The organism is Rhodococcus sp. NPDC057135, from assembly GCF_042670865.1.
Classification (GTDB): Bacteria; Actinomycetota; Actinomycetes; order Mycobacteriales; family Mycobacteriaceae; genus Rhodococcus_F.
Genome location: NZ_JBHUUU010000003.1, coordinates 234484 through 254918, shown reverse-complemented (window position 1 = coordinate 254918; position 20435 = coordinate 234484). Strand labels below are relative to the sequence as shown.

The 20435-nt window shown below is 63.1% G+C and carries 19 protein-coding genes; 4 read left to right on the top strand and 15 right to left on the bottom strand.

Annotation, left to right across the window (positions count from 1 at the left end; translation table 11 throughout):
* Positions 1-52: 52 nt before the first annotated feature.
* The 11 genes from ACFT1A_RS06660 to ACFT1A_RS06610 form a co-directional block, all read right to left on the bottom strand.
* Positions 53-484 (bottom strand): SRPBCC family protein, encoded by a 432-nt coding sequence (locus ACFT1A_RS06660; RefSeq protein WP_003939735.1) that lies wholly within the window; start codon positions 482-484, stop codon positions 53-55.
* Between the two features lie 74 nt (positions 485-558).
* A complete protein-coding gene (locus ACFT1A_RS06655; protein ID WP_230814441.1) occupies positions 559-2196 on the bottom strand; it encodes a cation acetate symporter in 1638 nt (545 codons plus the stop codon).
* Positions 2193-2555 carry a DUF485 domain-containing protein gene (locus tag ACFT1A_RS06650; protein ID WP_003939976.1) on the bottom strand — a complete coding sequence of 121 codons (363 nt, stop codon included), beginning with the start codon at positions 2553-2555 and terminating at the stop codon, positions 2193-2195. The genes ACFT1A_RS06655 and ACFT1A_RS06650 overlap by 4 nt, the downstream gene beginning before the upstream one ends.
* Positions 2556-2717: 162 nt before the next feature.
* On the bottom strand, positions 2718-4469 hold the full coding sequence (locus tag ACFT1A_RS06645) for a cation acetate symporter (protein WP_378446324.1): 1752 nt from the start codon (positions 4467-4469) through the stop codon (positions 2718-2720).
* A 10-nt stretch (positions 4470-4479) separates the two neighbouring features.
* Positions 4480-4851 carry a hypothetical protein gene (locus tag ACFT1A_RS06640; protein WP_378446323.1) on the bottom strand — a complete coding sequence of 124 codons (372 nt, stop codon included), beginning with the start codon at positions 4849-4851 and terminating at the stop codon, positions 4480-4482.
* On the bottom strand, positions 4848-5675 hold the full coding sequence (locus tag ACFT1A_RS06635; protein ID WP_378446322.1) for a LytR/AlgR family response regulator transcription factor: 828 nt from the start codon (positions 5673-5675) through the stop codon (positions 4848-4850). The genes ACFT1A_RS06640 and ACFT1A_RS06635 overlap by 4 nt, the downstream gene beginning before the upstream one ends.
* A gap of 12 nt (positions 5676-5687) precedes the next feature.
* Positions 5688-6905 carry a sensor histidine kinase gene (locus ACFT1A_RS06630; RefSeq protein ID WP_378446321.1) on the bottom strand — a complete coding sequence of 406 codons (1218 nt, stop codon included), beginning with the start codon at positions 6903-6905 and terminating at the stop codon, positions 5688-5690.
* Positions 6902-7288 carry an MmcQ/YjbR family DNA-binding protein gene (locus ACFT1A_RS06625; RefSeq protein ID WP_378446320.1) on the bottom strand — a complete coding sequence of 129 codons (387 nt, stop codon included), beginning with the start codon at positions 7286-7288 and terminating at the stop codon, positions 6902-6904. Before ACFT1A_RS06625 ends, ACFT1A_RS06630 begins: the two co-directional genes overlap by 4 nt.
* Positions 7289-7292: 4 nt before the next feature.
* Positions 7293-8507, bottom strand: a complete 1215-nt coding sequence (locus ACFT1A_RS06620) for a lipase family protein (RefSeq protein WP_378446319.1) — start codon at positions 8505-8507, stop codon at positions 7293-7295.
* Positions 8508-8522: 15 nt separating this feature from the next.
* Positions 8523-10166: a Na+/H+ antiporter gene (locus ACFT1A_RS06615; RefSeq protein WP_378446318.1), complete on the bottom strand. Its 1644-nt coding sequence runs from the start codon at positions 10164-10166 to the stop codon at positions 8523-8525.
* 106 nt (positions 10167-10272) lie between these two features.
* A complete protein-coding gene (locus ACFT1A_RS06610; RefSeq protein WP_214884047.1) occupies positions 10273-10464 on the bottom strand; it encodes an antitoxin in 192 nt (63 codons plus the stop codon).
* Between the two features lie 179 nt (positions 10465-10643).
* Between ACFT1A_RS06610 and ACFT1A_RS06605 the strand changes: the two genes are divergently transcribed.
* Complete coding sequence (locus ACFT1A_RS06605) at positions 10644-11786, top strand: diguanylate cyclase domain-containing protein (protein ID WP_378446317.1); 1143 nt, start codon at positions 10644-10646, stop codon at positions 11784-11786.
* Positions 11787-11791: 5 nt separating this feature from the next.
* Here ACFT1A_RS06605 and ACFT1A_RS06600 read toward each other — a convergent pair whose 3' ends face one another.
* Positions 11792-14296, bottom strand: a complete 2505-nt coding sequence (locus ACFT1A_RS06600; RefSeq protein WP_378446316.1) for an HAD-IC family P-type ATPase — start codon at positions 14294-14296, stop codon at positions 11792-11794.
* Between the two features lie 137 nt (positions 14297-14433).
* Here ACFT1A_RS06600 and ACFT1A_RS06595 point away from each other — a divergent pair, with 137 nt between their 5' ends.
* Positions 14434-15021 carry a hypothetical protein gene (locus ACFT1A_RS06595; RefSeq protein ID WP_378446315.1) on the top strand — a complete coding sequence of 196 codons (588 nt, stop codon included), beginning with the start codon at positions 14434-14436 and terminating at the stop codon, positions 15019-15021.
* 35 nt (positions 15022-15056) lie between these two features.
* Here ACFT1A_RS06595 and ACFT1A_RS06590 read toward each other — a convergent pair whose 3' ends face one another.
* Both ACFT1A_RS06590 and ACFT1A_RS06585 read right to left on the bottom strand, forming a co-directional pair.
* On the bottom strand, positions 15057-16172 hold the full coding sequence (locus tag ACFT1A_RS06590; RefSeq protein WP_378446314.1) for an MBL fold metallo-hydrolase: 1116 nt from the start codon (positions 16170-16172) through the stop codon (positions 15057-15059).
* Between the two features lie 62 nt (positions 16173-16234).
* Positions 16235-16966, bottom strand: a complete 732-nt coding sequence (locus ACFT1A_RS06585; protein WP_378446313.1) for an enoyl-CoA hydratase — start codon at positions 16964-16966, stop codon at positions 16235-16237.
* Positions 16967-17078: 112 nt separating this feature from the next.
* On the opposite strand from ACFT1A_RS06585, the gene ACFT1A_RS06580 reads away from it, so the two are divergent.
* Positions 17079-18182 carry an NAD(P)-binding domain-containing protein gene (locus ACFT1A_RS06580; protein ID WP_378446312.1) on the top strand — a complete coding sequence of 368 codons (1104 nt, stop codon included), beginning with the start codon at positions 17079-17081 and terminating at the stop codon, positions 18180-18182.
* Positions 18179-19621: a phospholipase D-like domain-containing protein gene (locus ACFT1A_RS06575; RefSeq protein ID WP_378446311.1), complete on the top strand. Its 1443-nt coding sequence runs from the start codon at positions 18179-18181 to the stop codon at positions 19619-19621. Before ACFT1A_RS06580 ends, ACFT1A_RS06575 begins: the two co-directional genes overlap by 4 nt.
* 4 nt (positions 19622-19625) lie before the next feature.
* Here ACFT1A_RS06575 and ACFT1A_RS06570 read toward each other — a convergent pair whose 3' ends face one another.
* Complete coding sequence (locus ACFT1A_RS06570; protein WP_378446310.1) at positions 19626-20141, bottom strand: hypothetical protein; 516 nt, start codon at positions 20139-20141, stop codon at positions 19626-19628.
* Between the last annotated feature and the right edge of the window lie 294 nt (positions 20142-20435).

The window sequence follows — 20435 nt, the reverse complement described above, 5'->3', positions numbered from 1 at the left end:
AATCCTAGCTCATGTTAGCGGCGAAGTAGCTCTATGTGTGTATCTCGACAAACTAGGTGTAGATCTGGACAAACTGGGCCAGCGACTTTTCCACATCGCCCTTGAGCGCCCGCGCCACACTCGAACCGATCGGGCCGAACAGCGGTGCGCCACCCAACTCGACTGTCAGCGCAAGTTCCGACCCGTCACCCTTTGCCTTCACGTCGAGTTCGAGACCGAGCTTGACCCCGCCCTTGCCGTCTCCCTTGAGCGAGATCGCCTTCGGGACGTCGTACTTCTTGATGGTCCACCGAACGCGGTTGCGCAGGCCCTTCACGGTCACGACCGAGCTGATCTCGGTGCCGACACCCAACTGCTCGGGAAGTTCGCTACGCCATCCGTCGTGAACCACGAGCCAGTTTTCGTAGCCGCTGAGATCGGAGGCCTTGTCCCACACTTCCTGAGGAGGAAGCGGAACGTCGATTTTCACTGTGAGCTTTGCCATGGCAGAACAATAAGCCCCGTGCGCCTTTTCCGTAACCAGAGGTACCAGAAAGGCGCACGGGGGCTTTGCCCCTACTAGTGGCTGACGGCTTTCTCGACGCCGACGCCGGTGAGGGAGCGAACTTCCATCTCTGCCTGCTTTGCCGGATCTTCGATCTTGTTGCGTCCGATATACGTACCGACGATGCCGAGGACGAATGCCAGCGGGATCGAGACGATGCCGGGGTTCGAGAGCGGGAACCACGCGAAGTCGGAGTTCGGGAACATCGACGACGCCTTGCCCGACACTGCCGGGGAGAAGACGATCAGCGTCAAGCAGCTGATCAAACCGCCGTAGATGCTGAAGAGTGCACCGGTGGTGTTGAACTTCTTCCAGAACAGCGAATACAGCAGGGTGGGCAGGTTCGCCGAGGCAGCCACTGCGAAGGCGAGAGCCACCAGGAAGGCGATGTTCTGCCCCATCGCCATGATCCCGAGAACGATGGAGACGAGTCCGATGACCACGACGGTGATGCGAGAAACTCGAACCTGCTGCTCCTCGGTTGCGTTGCCGCGCTTGATGACACTGGCGTAGATGTCGTGGGCGAACGACGCCGACGCAGTGATCGCGAGGCCGGCAACGACGGCGAGGATGGTCGCGAACGCAACCGCGGAGATGATGCCGAGGAAGATGGTGCCACCGAGTTCGAAGGCGAGCAGCGGAGCTGCCGCGTTCTCCTTACCTGGTGCCGCCAAGATCTTGTCCGGTCCGACCATGCTGGCCGCGCCGTAGCCGAGAACCAGTGTGAACAGGTAGAAGGCGCCGATCAGCGCGATCGCCCAGGTCACCGAGCGGCGAGCTTCCTTGGCAGTGGGCACCGTGTAGAAGCGCATCAGCACGTGCGGCAGGCCGGCGGTGCCGAGCACCAAAGCGATTCCGAGAGAGATGAAGTCGAGCTTCGTCATTCCGGAGAGCCCGTACTTCGCACCGGGCCCGAGGATGTCGCGCCCCTGCACACCCTTGGTGGTGGAGCTGTTGACCATGTCCTGCGCATTGGCGAGCAACTGAGAGAAGTTGCCGCGCACTGCCCATAGTACGAGCACGAACATGATGCCGGCTCCGGCGACGAGCAGAACCGCCTTGACCATCTGCACGTAGGTGGTGCCCTTCATGCCGCCGACCAAGACGTACACGATCATCAGCACACCGACGATCGCGACGACGATCGACTGTCCCACTTTGCCGTCGATGTTGAGCAGCAGCGCCACAAGTCCACCGGCGCCGGCCATCTGAGCAAGGAGGTAGAAGAGGGAAACTGCCAGAGTGGACAGGGCTGCCGCCATGCGCACCGGACGCTGCTTGAGCCTGAAGCTCAGGACGTCGGCCATCGTGAATCTTCCGGTGTTCCTGAGTAATTCGGCCACCAGAAGCAGCGCAACCAACCAGGCGACAAGGAATCCGATGGAGTACAGGAAACCGTCGTAGCCGTACACGGCGATGGCGCCAGCGATACCGAGGAACGACGCCGCCGACAGGTAGTCGCCGGCGATGGCAAAGCCGTTCTGCGGGCCGGTGAACTGTCCACCGCCGGTGTAGAAGTCGGATGCCTTCTTGGTGGTCCGGCTGGCGCGGATGACCAGCGTCATGGTCACGACGACGAACGCGAGGAAGATCGCGATGTTGAAGGCGGGGTTTCCTACGTCCGTTTCGGACGCGGCGAGTGTGGTGATCACTGTGCGGGACCTTCCAGTTCTTCGCGGATGGCGGCGGAGCGGGGATCGAGCTCACGGCCGGCGAACTTCACGTACCACGCGGTGATGGCGAAGGTCGTGACGAACTGCCCGAGGCCGAGGATGATGCCGAGATTGATGTTTCCGAGGACCTTGGTGGCCATGAAGTCGTGGGCATAGGTAGCCAGGACGACGTACACCGCATACCAGAGCAGGAAGAATGCAGTGATGGGGAAAACGAACTTGCGCAGACGCGTTCGGAGTTCCTGGAATTCGGGACTCGCTTGCATGTCTATGAATGCCTGGGCATCCGGGGTACGTCGCTCTTGCGGCGACCCCTCACTGATTTCTGCTGTGGACACTGCCGGCTCCTCGCCTCGCGTGTGAAGTGAACTACGCACAGACGTTAGTGAGATCGGAGTCACATAAAGATGCTGTGGTGCCAGTCACACGCTGAGTAGTCGCGCGCTGCGCCGAACGGTCCGGCAGGCGCGACCAACGGCACGATCCCTGGGCGACAAAAGTCAGGGTTGGCGGAGATCGTCTTCGCGATCGGAGCCCATTCCGAGCCGTTCAGGGGCGTGCATCCGCGTGAAGATTCGCGCAATATCTGCCGGTACCTGCTTCGCCGACGCCTTGCTCACGACGATCATCGTGACGAACGCCAGCGGCACGCTCACCGCGGCCGGGAACGCAAAAATGGCTGCCGGCCAGCCACCGAGGACGTTCTCCGACAAACCGCCCAGAACTGCGACGGTAGCGGCGGTTCCCGCGACAAACCCGCCGACCACCATCCCCGCCCCCGCGCCGACGGCGGTCAGGCCGCGCCACCAGATGCCCAACACGAGCAGAGGGCAGAGCGTCGACGCCGCGACCGCGAACACCAGTCCGACGGTTCTCGAGAGGTCGACCGATACCACCGCCAGCGACAGCACGAGCGGAACGACACCCGCCAGGAGTGCGGCAATCCGGAAATCCCGAACACGCCCGCGGAGGACATCGGTACTGAGGACCCCTGCGATGCTGACGAGCAATCCGGACGACGTCGACAGGAAGGCCGCAATGGCACCGGACGCCACGAGGGCTGCCAGCAGTTGTCCACCCCACCCCGAGAACACCGACCCCGGAAGCAGCAGCACCGCGGCATCCGAGGTGCCCGTGATCAGAAGTTGCGGAACATACAGGCGAGCGAAGACACCCAGGAGTGTCGGAAACAGGTAGAACACGCTGACCAGACCGACAACTGCGAGCGACGTGAGACGAGCGGCCCGACCGTCGGGGTTGGTGTAGAAGCGAACGAGAACGTGAGGCAGTCCGAGAGTTCCGAGGAATGTGGCGAGCATCAGCGAGTACACCTGATACATCGGGTGCGGCCCACCGAAACCCCAACCTGGGGTGATCCAGTCCGAGTTCTGCGCAGGCGCTCCGGCGACGACGGGGACCGCGGCTCCCGCGTCGAGGACCATGGACATGCCTTCACCGAGGGTGTGCTCCCCCGGCCCCAGGGTGACGGTGCCTTCGACCGCTCGCCCGTCGACCGTGCCACCGCTGACCGTCACCGGCTCGGACACCTGGACCACGACGTCGGTGGTGATGTCCACCGTCGTTGCGGTGGTGACCGTCGGCGGCATCGACGCGCCGACGTCGTGGTGATCTCCGAAGAAGTAGAAGGTCAGTGCCACAGCGGGAATCGCGACGGCGGTCAGTTTGAGCCAGTACTGGAAGGCCTGAACGAAGGTGATCGAGCGCATCCCGCCGCCCACGACGTTGGCGATGACGATGACCCCGACCGCAACGCCGCCGATCCAACTGGGAACACCGAGCAAGATGTTGAGCGTCAGGCCCGCGCCTTGAAACTGGGGAATCAGATACAGGATGCACACCATCGCGACCACGAGCATCGCGAGCTTGCGCAATCGCGGTGAGCCGAGACGGAATTCGGCAAAATCGGGGACGGTGTACGCTCCCGAACGCCGAAGCGGCGCTGCGACGAACAGCAGCAGTCCGAGGTATCCGGCGGTGAATCCGATGGGATACCAGAGGGCGTCTGCACCGTATTTCGCGACCAACCCGGCGACGCCGAGAAACGAAGCAGCAGAAAGGTACTCGCCGGAGATGGCCGTCGCATTCCACCGCGCGCTGACGGTCCTCGACGCGATGAGAAAGTCCGAGGTGGTGCGAGCGAGCCGAACTCCGTAGATACCGATCGCCACCGTCGCCACAGCCGCTGCCACGATGCCGATCACCGTCAACACCGGAATAGGTTGTCCTCCCACAGCGCCGCGCTCAGTCGTCCACGATGTCGGTGAAGTCCTGCTCGTTTCGTTCCGCCCGACGCACGAACACCCAGCCGGTGATCAGTAATAAGGGATACACGGCGCCGCCCATCACGAGCCACGGCAATCTGATTCCCAGGACAGCGACGTCCGACAGCGTCGGGAACAGGTGCGTCAGAAGCGGTACTGCACACAGGAGCCCGGCTGCGACGACCGCAAGGCGGATCGCCAGCCCCAACTGCGCGCGAACGAGGCCCCGAATCATGGCATCACCGACTTCGGTCTGCTCCTGCACCTCCACCCGTGTCCGCACGATCCGAGCGCCACTGCGTTGCGCCAACACCACACGCTCACGTTGAGGAGGATCGGACTGCGGCGTCATCGCGACCAACTCTGCTTGGGCGCACGAACCAGACGATCCTTGAGTTCACGGGTGTGTCTGCGGCTGACCGGAAGCTCGACGGGAGGCTTGTCGCCGTGCGGGCGCAGACACACCACCAATCCACTGCCCACCGTGCGGATACCGGTGACCAGCGCCAGAGACACCAAGTACGAGCGGTGCACGCGCAGGAAGCCCGCGTCGGCCCAGCGTGATTCGAGCGTCGAGATCGGGATGCGCACCAGGTGCGACTTCCCTGCGGTGTGCAAACGCGCGTAGTCCCCGTCGGCTTCCACCCACTCCACCGAGGACCGCTGAACGAGCGTCGTGACACCGCCCAGTTCCACTGGGATCACCTCGTCGGTGGACGCAGCTTCGGGCTTGCTCTCGCTCTTGGTGCGCCCGGCCAACCCCACGATCCGTTGAACGGCCTGAGCGAGACGCTCCTCCCGGAGCGGTTTGAGTAGGTAGTCGACGGCGCCGAGATCGAATGCCGCAACCGCTCGATCGTCGTGCGCTGTCACGAACACCACGGGCGGCGGCGTGGCGAAGTTGGAGAGAATGCCGGCCAGTTCGAGACCGTCGAGTCCGGGCATGTTGATGTCGAGAAATACCGCGTCGATGCTTCCACCGCGCAGGATCCTCAACGCGGTCGTCGCATCCGATGCAGTGTGAACGTGCGCGACCGAGCCCTCTGCGCGCAGCAAGAACGCCAGCTCGTCTAGGGCTGGTTTCTCGTCGTCGACGGCGAGGACGGTCAGCTGGGCATCGGTGTCAGTCTCGTTCACAACAGGTCCATGTTCCCACGACGGTTTCAGCCTGATCATCGAAGGCGAGAATCAGACGTGAATCCCCTGCTTGAACTTGGGAACACGCATACTGACCTTCGTTCCGGCGCCCGGCGCCGTCTCCACCACGAGTCCGTAGTCGTTTCCGAACGCGGCGCGAAGCCTGTCGTCGACGTTGGCCAAGCCGACGTGAGCGGCTTCCCGCGCGCTGGGTCGTCCCGATCCCGACTCGATGGCGTCGAGCGAACCGGAACGCAGTAGTTCGGGATCCATCCCCACTCCGTCGTCCTCGACGCTGATGATGCAGTCCGGTCCCTCGTCCGCGGCCACGATGCTGACAGTGCCGCCCTCCGGCTTACTCGAAATGCCGTGACGAACCGCGTTCTCGACCAGCGGTTGGAGAGCCAGGAAGGGAAGGACCACGTTGAGCACTTCGGGTGCAACCTGAAGGCGGACGTTCAGCGCCTCCCCGAATCGCGCGCGTTCGAGAGTCAGATACCGATCGATGTTGCGTAGCTCGTCGGCGAGCAGGGTGAACTCGCCCGCTGATCGAAACGAGTACCGGGTGAAGTCCGCGAACTCGAGAATCAGTTCTCTGGCACGCGCCGGGTCGGTCCGCACGAACGACGCGACGGTGTTGAGCGCGTTGTAGATGAAGTGGGGACTGATCTGCGCGCGCAGAGCCCGCACTTCCGCTCGATCCAACAGGGCCCGGGACGCGTCGAGGTCGGCGAGTTCGATCTGACTACAGGCATACCGAGCGACCTCGGTGACCGCTCCGAGCATTCCCGGCCACGGATCTTCGCTGGTGACGATTCCCATCACCCCGACTACGCCGATGTCCTCGATCAGCAGTGGTTGCGCAATCAGCGCTCGCACGCTGTGATCGCTCGATCCGCGCACCAGGTCTGCGTGGGTGACGAGCACCCGGCGCTCGCCTTCGATCGCGCGAATGGCGGCGTCGTGGAACTGATCGGCCAACGCTTCGTGACGACCGTCCCAGGCAAGCAGATTTCCCGACGCGTCCGCCAGGCCCAAGCCGGCGCCGCCGGTCAGCTCGCGCAGGTGAGGCGCCGCTTCCGCCGCCGAATCCTTGTCGAGTCCGCGCCGAAGTGGCCGCGCGGCAAGCGAAGCCGTGTGGAGCGCCGCATGGACGGCACGCTCGGTGGGGGTGGTCACCTCACGTCTGGTGCGCATCCACACCGCTGTCAGCGCCCCGGCCACCGCGAGAATCAGTACGCTCAGAAGCGCGACCACGGCCGGGCTCAACGCGAATCCTCGTCCAGTTTCCGGATCAGAGTTTTCGGAGCCACCGTGCGGTACGCATCTTCGACGACGTCGGCGACGTCGTTCCAGAATTTCTCGTCCTCGGTTTCGTCGGCGCTCGGCACGTCGAGGAACACGCCGATCCATCCGCGGCCACCCACGTACGGCGGGACGAAAAACCTCGACGAATCGCGGCTGACCCAATCAGCCTGCGCCCCAGGTGGTGCCGCGGCCCAGATCGCGAGACGATCGTCGTGATGGTGATCTGCCATGGTGACGAACTGCGGCGCCTTGCGCACGAACCACGACGCTTCACCGTGGCTGACCCGCTCGGTTGCCTCCGGCAACGCCAGTGCAAGAGCGCGGATTCGCTCCAACGGCGTCATCGATTCACGACCCGCAGGTATTCGGCGCCGGCACACCTGCAAATCGATCCTTGACCCACGCAACAGCTCCCGGCACAGCGGCGCCGTCCGCGTGACCCTCGCCCGGCCGCGCCTGGAACTCGATGACGTCACCGTCGGCGCAGGCACGTTCGACTGCCGCCTCGGTCCATTCCGGACGGATGAGGTTGTCATTCGTACCGACGACGACGTACATGGGACCGCTCGCCCGTTGACGTGGGAGAGCAACGTCGCTGAGCCACGCGTGAATTCGATCCGCGTCCTCGGCGGTAGCGGGCCGGGTGTCGGCCGGCGTGACCTTTCCGACAAGGCCCAACTTTTCGGTCGCGCGAGAGGTCAGGCACGAGGTGAGTAGTTCGTAGTTCTGCTCGAATGCTCCGCGCACGTAGTCGGTTCGTTCGAGTTCGGGATGGGTGAGTGAGAGTCCTTCGAGCACGTACGGGAGCAGCAGCTGCTGTGGGAGAGACAGATTCACCTCGGAATCGCTCGAGATGATCGGTGAGATATCCGCTGCCGGGGACAGGTTTGCCGCACCCACGAATTCGAGGCCGTCGCCGTAGGTGTCGGCTTCCTCGGCTGCTGCCCAGGAGGCCTGCCCGCCTTGGGAAAGCCCCAGAGTTGCCCACCGAGTCGAGGTGTCCGGAACGACGTTGCGCGCCGCTCGAACCGCGTCGATGACGTTGAACGCCGCGGTGTCGGGTTGCAGGTAAGGATGCGGATCCGGAGTGCCGAGGCCCTCGAAGTCAGAGACAGCGACAACGTATCCCGAGTCGAGGAACGGCGCGACCAGACCGATCGTGCCGAAAAGAGTCGGCGAGGCCGACGGCGCACAGTCGTCCGAAATACCCGTCGTGCCATGGCCGATGGAGACGATCGGCCAGCCACCCTCCGGCGGAGTTCCAGGCGGCGTGAACACCGTTCCCGATACCTGAGTCTCCCGGCCGTCGATGCCGGAGGTGGAGCCGTAAAGGATCTTGACCGCACTCGCTCCGGACGCCGCCACTTCCGCTGTGCTGGTGAAAGGTTGACTGTCGAACACGACGCCGCGTTGAGCACTGCTCTCGACCGGCGGGGTGGTGGTCTCGGTGTCGGTGACAGATATGTCAGGCGAGACATCCGATCCGCAGGCGACGCTCACGAGAAGTGCGCTCGCCACCAGTACTCCCCAGCCTGCGCGAACTCTCGAACTCCGAACCGTCATACGCAGTGTTCCCCTCTATTTGCCCGCGCTGCCTGCTCGGCGACGCCTGACACGTTCCTCGGCTGCGGCCTCTTCGATGTCGAGTCCTTCCAATACGGTACGCAATACCTCGTCGTCGAGATCGCCCTCGTCACGTGCGGCGATCAGCGCAACTCGCTGCGAGCGCAGTGACTGATGCCGGAACTTGTCGAACAACGCTCCCGCATTCCACAGGACAGCCTCGCGATCGGCGTCTTCGTCGACCTCCTGGAGTTGAAGCCTCGCCTGCATCGAACGCCGCACACGTTCGACGATTGCCTGCAGTTCCTTTCCGTCGATCCCCGGCGGAGGGTGCGCCGCAGCGTCGGCCAACGCCTTCTCACCGGCCTTGCGAGAAATGTTGCGTGCCAACTCCATCTGTTCCTGCGTGCGCAACTGCTCGTAGGGATCCGCGACGTCGAGGCGGCGAATCATGAACGGCAGAGTCGATCCCTGAATCAGCAAGGTCCCGACCGCGACGATGAACGCGATCGCCTGGATGACGCCGCGTCCGGGGAACGGCTCGCCGGACGAGAGCGCGAACGGAATACCGCCGGCGGCCGCAAGCGTGACGACGCCGCGCATGCCCGCCCACGAGACCACCAGATTCTGTTTCCACGTCAGTTGATTCTCGCGATCGCGGCGCAGGGTTACACCGAATCGAACACGCGAGTAACTCAGGAACAGCCACAGTGGCCGAATCACGATGACCACGGCCAGGACTGCGAGACCGTATGCGAACACGTGAAGCACCGGAAGCCCGTCGGCGACAACATCGTCGATCACGAAGCTCAGTTGTAGACCCATGTATGCAAAGACGAACATCTCGAGAAGAGTGTCCAGGCTCGACCACACCGAGCGTTCCTGCAGTCTCGTCATGATCGACGCATCCGTCGAATAGTGCCCGATCACCAGGCCGGCTACCACGACGGCCAGAACACCGGACGCGTGCAGTTCTTCGGCGGCCAGGTACGCAGCGAACGGAAGCACCAGCCCCAAGCCGGTTTCGAGTGGAGAGTCGTACATGCGAGCACGAACGAACTTGACGACAAACGCGAGTACCAAGCCGACGACGACGCCACCGATCACTTCGTACGCGAAGAACAGCAGGGGCGAATCTGTGGCAATTCGCGTTCCGGTCACTGCTGCGACGGCGACGGTGAAGAGCGTCAGCGCGGTGGCGTCGTTGACGAGTCCCTCGCCCGTCAGGATGGCGATGACCCGTTTCGGGAGCCCGAGTTTCTGACCGACCGCCACCGCACTGACGGCGTCGGTCGGCGCGATCACGGCCCCGAGCACGAGGGCGGCGCCGATCGTGAACTCGGGCACCATCCATTCGGCGAAGAAGGCAACCACGAACGCCGTCACCAACACCATTCCGACGCCGAGGCGCAGGATCGGGGCCAGGTTGCGTTTGAAGGTCGCCACCGAAAATTTGAGAGCGGCCGAGTAGAGCAGCGGCGGCAGGACCACACCGAGAATGACGTGGGGGTCGAGTTCGGGTCGCGGCATGCCGGGTATGAACGATGCGACCGAACCTACCGTCACCAAAACCAGCGGAGCCTGCAGGTTTCGTCGATTGGACAGCCCGGTGACTGCAATGGCGGCAATGACGACCAGCAGAATCCAGGTGAAGTTCACGCGTTCATTCTGCCCGCCGACCCTGGGAGTTCACCCAGCGGACGCACAGAAGCCCGCAACCTTTTCGGTTACGGGCTCCTGAGCAACGGTATTGCCGAATCCGGTATTACTGCTTTTCGGGAACAGCCTTCTTCGCGGCCTCGGCTGCCTTGTCGATCTTGTCGCCGTACTTGTTGCCGGTCTTGTCGTCGGCGATGTCGGCGACCTTGTCGATCGCGTCGTGAACCTTGTCGGAGTTCTCCGCTGCGAGCTCCTGGCCCTTTTCGACCAATCCCTTGACGTTGTCCAAGAAACCCATGTCCGTGTCCTCTCCCGGTGCTGACGCACATCCTTCGGCGGAATCGTTCCTCCGCGCCCTTCGATTCTCACAGGTCGACGGCCTCCGCGCCAGAAAGCAGGTCCGTGCGCACGATCCGCACGCAACTCGAGGTAGCGTTAACCCGCCAATAGCTGATTGACCACCCATCGACTCGACAGGTGCCCGGTTTGAATGCAGGACTGCGCGGGACGGGGAGCAACCTCCACCCGACGCGTGAACTGCTTTCTCGTTGGTGGTCAGACCACACTGATTACTCCTGGCTCCCCCGCTTCCTCGACGTCCGCGGGCTGACCGTTCCCGGACGCAAATTGGTCGCCGTGTGGTGTTTCCTCTTCGCCCTGATCGCGGCGACCATGCAGTTGAGCCGCTTCGGTTCCGACACTGCCCTTGCACGATCGGTCCTCGCTGTCGGAACGATCAGCGGGATCTACGCGGGATGCCGTTGGGCACGAAACGAATCGTGGCCCACCTGGCAACAATCAGTGGCCTTTGTCGTGTGGGCCGACCTGTGGCTCGCCGTCACTCTTTTCTTCGCCGTGCGCACCGCTTTCGTCGGAACCATCGGCTGCATCCTGTTCATCATGATCGGTTTCTACGCCGCGATAGTTCACAGCCCACGCGTTGCCATCACGCACATCGGCTGGGCTCTTGCTGTCTGTACGACGCTCGCTGCCATGGCGATGTCCGAGCCGGTCAACGACAACTGGGTGGTCGTGAACCTCTATCTGATGGTTGCCGGTGTGGTTTTCTCCACTGCCTGGATCCTGCAGATCGTCTGGCTGCGTCTGACCGACGACGCACGCAATGCCCACCGGGACTACCTCACCGCGACGCTCAATCGCCGCGGACTCCAGGACGAAGCGCAGCATCTGCTGCGCAGTGATCGAACGCAGGCGCTGATCGCACTTCTCATCGACGTCGACTCGTTCAAAAGCCTCAACGACACACACGGCCATGTCGCGGGCGACGATGCGTTGACCGCTGTCGCCGACCGCCTCATCGCTGCCGCCGGACCCGATGCGGTGGTGGCGAGAATCGGCGGAGACGAGTTCGTCGTCCTGCGCGGAGTCGATCGAGGAGATATCGAACAGGTCGCCACCGAGATACATTCGGCGGTCTCGTCCGACTCCGATCCCTATCCTGTGTCCGCCAGTACCGGCGTCAGCGTCTATCTGAGTCCCGAGACGGACTTACCGGATCGAGCTGTCAACGAACTGATCGAGCACGCAGACAATGCGATGTACCGGGCCAAGAAGCGCGGCGGCGATCGCATTGCCTGGGTGCAGATGTTCAGGAGCTGAACAGCTCACTCGTTGTGCGCGTGGTGATGCTCGCCGGGCAGGTCGTCAGGCGTGGCGAACATCTTCCGCTTCTCCCCGTGAATACGTGCACTGATCCACCACGACAGTTCCACCAGTACAACGCCGATCGCGCCGAGGGTGATCGCGAGCGTCGTCGCAGCGACGTTGCTCGGATCCAGTTTGAAGAACTCTCGGGTGAACGGCAGAGCGAACAGAATCAGATAACCGGCCACCGATCCACCGATCAGAACGAGCTTCCACCAGACGTACGGCCTGGCCACGACGGCCAGAACCCACACGGCGATCATGATCAACGTGATGAGCGCGCTGGTTCCGGCCTGGATCTTCTGGGTCTCCGTCTGGTCCGGACCTTGGTAGGCCAGCACGTAGGAGATGAATGTGGTGATGCCGATGATCAGACCTGACGGCAGCGCCAAGCGCATGACGCGGGAGACGAAACCGGTTCGCGCGCGCTCGTTGTTGGGTGCCAGAGACAAGATGAAAGCCGGGATACCGATCGTGAACCACGCTGCGATCGTGACGTGGCGGGGCAGGAACGGGTACGGCAGCGGTTCGAAGTCGAAGGCCTGGGACAGGACGCCGGTGATACCGATCAGGAATGCGAGTACCACCGAGTAGACGGTCTTGGTCAGGAACAGATTCGACACACGCTCGATGTTGCCGATCACTCGGCGGCCTTCCGCGACGACGTACGGAAGCGTCGCGAACTTGTTGTCCAGCAGCACGATCTGGGCCACCGCTCGCGTGGCCGGGCTACCCGAGCCCATCGAGACTCCGATGTCGGCGTCCTTGAGGGCGAGAACGTCGTTGACGCCGTCACCGGTCATCGCGACGGTATGTCCGCGAGACTGCAAGGCCGCGACCATTTCCCGCTTCTGATCCGGCCGCACGCGACCGAAGGTTGTGGCGCCGTCGAGCGTGTCCGCCAGCTTTTCCTGATCGCTGGGCAGCTCCCGCGCATCGATCGGACGGTCGCCACCTTCGAGTCCGAGGGACCCGGCAACGGCGCCGACGGAAACCGCGTTGTCGCCGGATATGACCTTGACCGCGACCTTCTGGCTGGCGAAGTACTCCAACGTCTCCTGGGCGTCTGGACGCACCTTCTGCTCGAGTACGACCAGTGCTTCGGGGGTGACGGTGCCCGGTGCGTCGGCGTCGTCGACGGGGAGGTCGCTGCTGCCGAGCATGAGGACACGAAGTCCGCTCGATCCCACTTCCTCGGCCTTGCGGGCCATTTCCGAGTCGGGATCGAGCAGCACGTCCGGGGCACCGAGTACCCAGTTACCGTGACTGCCGTACGACTGGCCGCTCCACTTCTTCGCCGAGGAGAACGGCGCCACCGCTGTCGCTTCGCCCCACCCGGAATCGTCGGAGAGCGACTCGCGAATCGCCAGGACACTCGCGTTGGGACGAGGGTCGGACGCAGCCATCGCACTCAGCGCAGACTTGACCGCAGCCTCCCCCGATCCGCCCGGTGCGACATCGACCTCGGACAGGCGCATGCCGTTCTCGGTCAGCGTTCCGGTCTTGTCCGCACACACCACGTCGACACGAGCCAGACCCTCGATCGCCGGCAACTCCTGAACGAGGCACTGGCGCTTGCCCAATCGGATGACCCCTACCGCAAATGCGATGGAGGTCATCAGCACCAGGCCTTCGGGAACCATGGGAACGAGAGCTGCCACCATGCCGTTGAGTGCCGGTCGGATCGGCAGGCCGATGGTGAAGAGCTGATTGAAGATGATCAGCGCACCCGCCGGAATCATCAGGTAGGTGATGAATTTCAGGATCTTGTCGATGCCGCTGCGCAGTTCGGAATGCACGAGGGTGAACTTGCTCGCCTCTTCGGCCAGCTTGGCCGCGTATGCATCGCCGCCGACCTTGGTGGCGCGGTATGCGCCACTGCCCGCGGCAACAAAGCTGCCCGACAACACTTGCTGGCCGCTCGCCTTGTGAACCGGATCGGCTTCACCCGTCAGGAGCGATTCGTCGACCTCGAGTGCGGCCGAACTGACCACCTCGCCGTCGACGACTATCTGGTCACCGGATCCGAGTTCGATAATGTCGTCGAGCACAACATCTTTGGGTGCCATCGCCACGGCGACGCCGTCACGCCTGACCATCGGCTTGGCCTGACTCACGATGGCCAGTGCGTCGAGCGTGCGCTTGGCGCGGATCTCCTGGATGATGCCGATGCCACTGTTCGCGATGATCAACAACCCGAACATGCCGTCGATGATCGAGCCCGTCGCGAGCACGATCACCAACAACACGGTCAGGATCGCGTTGATGCGAGTGAAGACGTTGCCGCGAATGATGTCCTTGACCGAGCGAGACGCCCGATCCGGCACGTCGTTGGTTTGCCCCGACGCGATCCGGGCCGCAACCTGATCGGCGGTCAAACCGCGGGCGACGTCGACGTCGTCCGGCAATCGCTCAGGGGCAACCGCCACTGCTGTCTCTTCTGAACTGGTGTGCTCGTGAGCCATGGTCAAAGATTACGCACCCGGAGCAACTAATCAGGGGCAGACTCGTGTGGCAATGGCTGCTACACGAAGATCACACCCGTGGGCCGCCGTTCTGCGATGCTGGTCGACACGAGCAGAGAAGACCAGCGAGGAACGGTATGAAATATGTCTACAAAGGTCTCGACGAGGCGCTTCGGTGCGAACGGCCCGTCGAACTGCCGATTTCTCTCGACCTCAATCGGACCGACGACTTGGTTCTCTGGTTGTCGGCAGTGCGGGTCTACTCGTTCGGGATGATGTTCGCGATTGATGCCCGCTACAAAGATCCGGCGCTCTCGCTGAGTCTCGGCTCTTTCGACGGGCGTCCCACGTTCACACATTTCAGCGCACCGCTACTCCTCGGTCTCGGTTTCGCCGACGGAACATCGGTGACCACCGCGCAGAAAACGCGGGGCCTTCTGCTGGAGTTGCGCTCGGCCGAAAGCCGCTCGGGCTCAGTGCGGGGTGAATACCTGCTGGCTCCGACACCTCCTGCCGGGCCGATCGAAGTCGCGACAGCATGGCCACAGCTGGGAATGGACGAGAAGGTCGTCACCCTCGACGGAGATGCCATCGCCTCCGCGTCCGAAAGTGTCACGCAACTATGGGAACCGAAACGACAACCCAAACCCGACCTCACCAGTGAACAAGTGACGCACCAACCGCAGTATCAACGTGGAGGTTGGTTCGGAATCCGACTGGATTGAGGAAGGCGAGGGTGGCTTTCAAGCAACTGCCTCGGTCATCCCAGCGGTATCCACCACTTCGACGGAGGTGTGGGTGACAACGCGTCGATCCTGCCGCCCGGCATCGGAACCGACACGGTCGTGCCGGCCTCTGCGGCCGACTCGTTGAGGCGAATGATCGGCTCCGACCACGAATGAAACGCGAGGTTGAACGTCGCCCAGTGGATCGGGACGAACACACCGCGCGAACCGTCGCCCTTGTTGAGGTCGATGTGCGTCTGCACTGCCTCTTCCGGATTCATGTGAATGTCCGGCCACCGAACGTCGTACGCGCCGACGGGGAGAAGCGTCAGATCGAACGGCCCGTACGTTCGACCCAACTGCTCGAATCGGGACGTGTATCCGCTGTCACCGCCGAAGAACACCCGGTGCTTCGGACCGGCGAACACCCATGACGCCCACTGGGTCGTGTTCCGGACGAGACCGCGACCGGAGAAGTGACGAGCCTCGGTGCACGTGAGAACCAACTCGTCGATTTTTGTCGACTCGTCCCAGTCCAATTCCACGATCCGGTTCTCGGGCACCTTCCAGTGCCGCAAGTGAGCACCGATACCGATCGGCACGACAAACGGAGCCGTCTGTGTGCGAGTCAGAGTCTTGACCGTCGCCATGTCGAGATGGTCGTAATGATCGTGGGAGATGACGATCGCATCTACCGCCGGGAGATCGGCCAAGGCCACCGGAGCGGGATGCATTCGTGCGGGACCCACTGTGGCCGAGGGTGATACGCGTTCGCTCCACACCGGATCGGCGAGAACACGGTATCCGTCGACCTCGACGAGAACGCTCGAATGGCCGTACCACGTCACCGCCGCGTCGCCCGCTACCGCCGGTGCCAGCGGAGTGGCCAACGGAATCGGCTGACGCGGCCGACCCGTCGACCCTCGCGTAGCCATCGACTTGAACATCCCGGCATCGGTACCTGGGACCAACGTGCTGCTGGGCTCCGAATTGTGGAACTGCCGGTCCCGGTATCGCGGGGACATCGCCGCATACGGCTGCACCGTGTTCCGCGATGCCCCGATCTGCGTCGGGATTCCCCATGCGGCTCGCGCCACCCATCCTGTTGCCGCGGCAACTGCAGCAACTCCGAGAAGCGTCGTCTTCTTCATTCAGACGAGCGTAGCCACTATCTGCCCCGCGTGCGTGGCGCCTGAGTACCCTGCAACTGGCTTTACTTTCCCTTGAATACGGGAGGGCGGTTTTCGATGCGGGCGGCGCGGGCTTCCTGGACATCCTCGCTGAGCCAGGCGGCGTGAAGGGCGTCGAGTTGCTCGGGAGACTGCTCCTCCATGGTGCCGTCGTCGTTGAGGACCATCTTCATGTGCCGCAAGGACAGCGGTGCAAGATTTGCGATGCGGTGCGCCCACTCCTGGGCGTCGGCGAGGGTTCCGATCTTGTTGGCGAGGCCGCGGGTGAAGGCTTCCTCAGCGCCGATCTGCTCGATCCCGAGCAGGATGGTGCGCGCGGGACCGCCGCCGACCAGCGACGCGAGCCGGCGCATGGTCCACTTGTCCACCGAGACACCGAGGGTGGCTGCCGGGATTCCGAAGCGAGCGCTCGGTGCTACGACGCGCAGATCCGACGCGATGGCCAGCTGCGTACCCGCGCCGATGGCCGGACCGTTGACGGCGGCGATGACCGGGATGGGTGCAGTGTCGATCGACCGAAGCATCTCGAACAGGCGGTCGGTGAAGCCCTCCATGTAGACGTCGCCGGACAGATCTGCCCCTGCACAGAACGCCGATCCCTCACCGGTGATGACGACGACGTGCGCATGCTCGGCGACTGCCGCGTTCATCGCGTCCCGTATCGCGATGCAGAGTTCCGCGCTGAGCGCATTGCGACGCTCGTGACGCTGCAACTCGATGGTCACGACGTTGCCGTCACGGGAGAACCCGATCATGTCCGCTCTCTTTCGTTTCTGGAAGGCTCGACACAGGGTTGTTCCGAGGCGCCGATACCGTCCGCATACTTCTCTGCAGCTAAGTTCTGTACATCAGGAGGTTAGATTACCGATGAGTACAGACGACCTTGCCGCACAGCAACCACACCTGGTTGACGTGGTGGTGATCGGCGCCGGACAGGCCGGACTTTCCGCCGCGTACTACCTGCGCAAGTTCGGAATCGAACCCGAATCGGGGTTTGTGGTGCTCGATCATGCGTCCGGTCCGGGCGGAGCGTGGCAGTTCCGTTGGCCGAGCCTGACACTGAGCACCGTCAACGGTGTGCATGACCTGCCGGGAATGTCGTTCGCGGAAACCACCGGGACCGACGCCCAACAGGTGCCTGCATCGGTGGCGGTCCCCCACTACTTCGAACTGTACGAAAAGCAATTCGAACTTCCCGTCCACCGCCCGGTACACACGCGAGTGGTGTGCCCGAGGGAAGAGCGGCTGCGGATCGAGACCGATCGCGGAGTGTTCGCGGCCCGAGGGTTGATCAACGCGACGGGAACCTGGGAACGGCCCTTCATTCCCCACTACGCCGGGGCCGAATCATTTCGTGGCCGACAGCTCCACACGAAGGACTATCGAACCGCCGCGGAGTTCGAAGGTAAACATGTTGTCGTGGTCGGCGGCGGGATCTCGGCCGTCCAACTGCTCGACGAGATCTCACGCGTCACGACCACCACCTGGGTGACGCGCCGCGAACCGGAGTTCCGCGACGAGCCGTTCACACCGGACATCGGCCGCGCAGCAGTTGCCATGGTCGAGGATCGTGTACGACGCGGTCTGCCGCCGGGATCCGTTGTTTCGGTGACCGGCCTCCCCGTAACGCCTGCCATCCGCGCAGCACGTGAGCGTGGTGTGATGAATCGACTCCCGATGTTCTCCGAAATCCTTCCGAACGGCGTGAAGTGGGCCGACGGCACTGTTATCGATGCCGATGTCATCTTGTGGTGCACCGGTTTTCGTAGCTCGCTCGATCACCTGGCACCGTTGCACCTACGCGGGCCGGGTGGCGGAATCCCGATGACAGGGCGCCTCGCGACGCAGGTCGAAGCCGACCCTCGCGTGCACTTGGTGGGATACGGGCCGTCGTCGTCGACGATCGGGGCCAACCGCGCCGGCCAAGCGGCGGCTCGTGAGCTGACGTCTTACCTGGGAATCGGCGAATGAACAGAATTCTTGTCCCGGGCGAAACCTGCTGGCGCATCGAGCCGGCAGACAATCTTGCGTGCATCGTCGACGCCGCTGACTACTTTCACCATGCGAAGTCCGCGATGTTGCAAGCCGAGAAGCGAATCATGTTGATCGGTTGGGACTTCGACACGCGTATCAAACTCGAACCAGGCGAGCAGACGCTCGACGGCCCCAACCGGTTGGGAATGTTCCTCCGCTGGCTGGTGCGCGAGAAACCCGACCTCGAAATCCTCGTACTCAAATGGAACATCGGGGCGTTCACTGCAATCGGTCGCGGTATGACTCCCGTCTTCGTGTCGAATTGGTTGACCGACGAGCGCCTTCGGTTCGAGATCGACGGCGCCCATCCGGTGGGTGCGGCGCACCATCAGAAGATCATCGTCATCGACGACGCCCTGGCGTTCTGCGGCGGCATCGACATGACTGTGGACCGCTGGGACACCTCGGATCACGTCGACCGAAACGATTACCGAATCACCCCGAGCGGAAGGCGTTACGGCCCTTGGCATGACGCAACCACGGCGGTCGACGGCAATGCGGCGGCGGCCATCGGCGAATTGGCGCGGGCACGCTGGAAATCCGCAACCGGCGAGGATCTGACACCGGTCGAGAGCACTGCGACTCCGTGGCCCGTCAATCTGGCGCCCACCTTGCGGGTTGTCGACGTAGCCGTCGCCAGAACACTGCCGGAACTCGGCGAGCGCACGGAGGTTCGTGAGATCGAGGCGCTGTATCTCGCGGCCATCGCCGGGGCCGAGCACACGCTGTACATCGAAAGCCAGTACCTCGCCTCACGCACTCTGGCCGAGGCGATTGCCGCGCGCCTGCGTGAGGACGACGGACCGGAGATCGTTCTGGTCATTCCGCGCAACGCCGACGGTTGGCTGGAACAAAAGGCGATGGACGGGGCGCGCCACGACCTGTTGAATCTGCTGTGGTCCGCCGATATCCACGACCGGTTCGGGGCGTTTTATCCCGTGACCTCTTCTGGCGCACCTATTTACGTCCACGCCAAGGTTCTCGTGATGGACGCTCGTCTCCTGCGAATCGGTTCGTCGAACCTCAACAACCGTTCGATGGGCTTCGATACGGAGTGTGACATCGCCGTCGAATCCGACGACGACGCCGACGTCGAGTTGCGGGCCTCGATCATCGGTTTGAGGCGCCGTCTACTCAGCGAGCACCTCGACGTCACCGAGGAAGAAGTCGACGACGCATTGCGTGAGCGCTCACTGTTGTCGACGGTTCGCAGTCTTGCGTCTTCCAACGCTCGCAGTCTGCGCGAATTCGACCGGAACACAGTGGACGGCGAAGACCACGTGCTCGCTGAAAACGCGCTGATGGATCCCGAGCGCACGCCGCCCAGACTGAGCGATCGAATCGTGGGATTCCGTCGTCTCCTCGGTAAACGCTGAGACACTAGAACACGCGCACGCTGTGCCCGGTTGTCAGCGAGAGTTCGACGAGTGTTGCGGCTCGATCACTCGGGACGAGCACAACGAGAAACGTATCGCTGTCGCTGTCGAGCCAGGCCACGGAAACGCCTGCCCCGGCGATGTTGTCGCCCACCCGCGCGAGAAGCGATTCCAGTCCGGCAGCTCGATCGAAGGCAGCGGCAAGGCTGTCTGCCCATTCCCACGATCCCGCAGTTGCGGTCGCCGACTTCAGCTCTCGCAGCTGGCCGAGAACCTCGGCCGCGTCCTCGTTCCAGTCCACCCAGACGAGGAGTTCTCGTTCGTGCAACGCGTCGACGAGAGCGAACCACGCCAATTCGGGGTGTGGCTTCTCGAGCGTCTGTGAGTACAGCTCGTTCTGTACTTCGACATACCGTTCCGGGTAGTCGACCGCGAGAGTCACACGGTCGACGACTGTCGGACTGTTCGGGGCCAGCAGTTTCGCGATTGCGCGCAACGCGTCGCGAGCAGTTCCACCCACTACGGCTCCAAGGTTCGATTCGGTTATCGGTGAGGTTTCCACAGTGTGACATCCGAGTCCGCCTCGCGCGGACGTGTCCTCGACGTTCGTGGCACAGGCAGATCTCCCGCGAAGATTCCCTCCTGCCGCAAACACGAATCAACGAGCTACCAAATCGAACAGCCCGGCTATCCCATTCGCCGCACTTGTCCGTTTACCCTTTCACCTGGCCTTACAATCCGGATATAGTCATCGTCGATCCACGACGACCGCTGGAATGTAGCGAGCCGGCGAACAGTCTGTTACCGTTCAGCT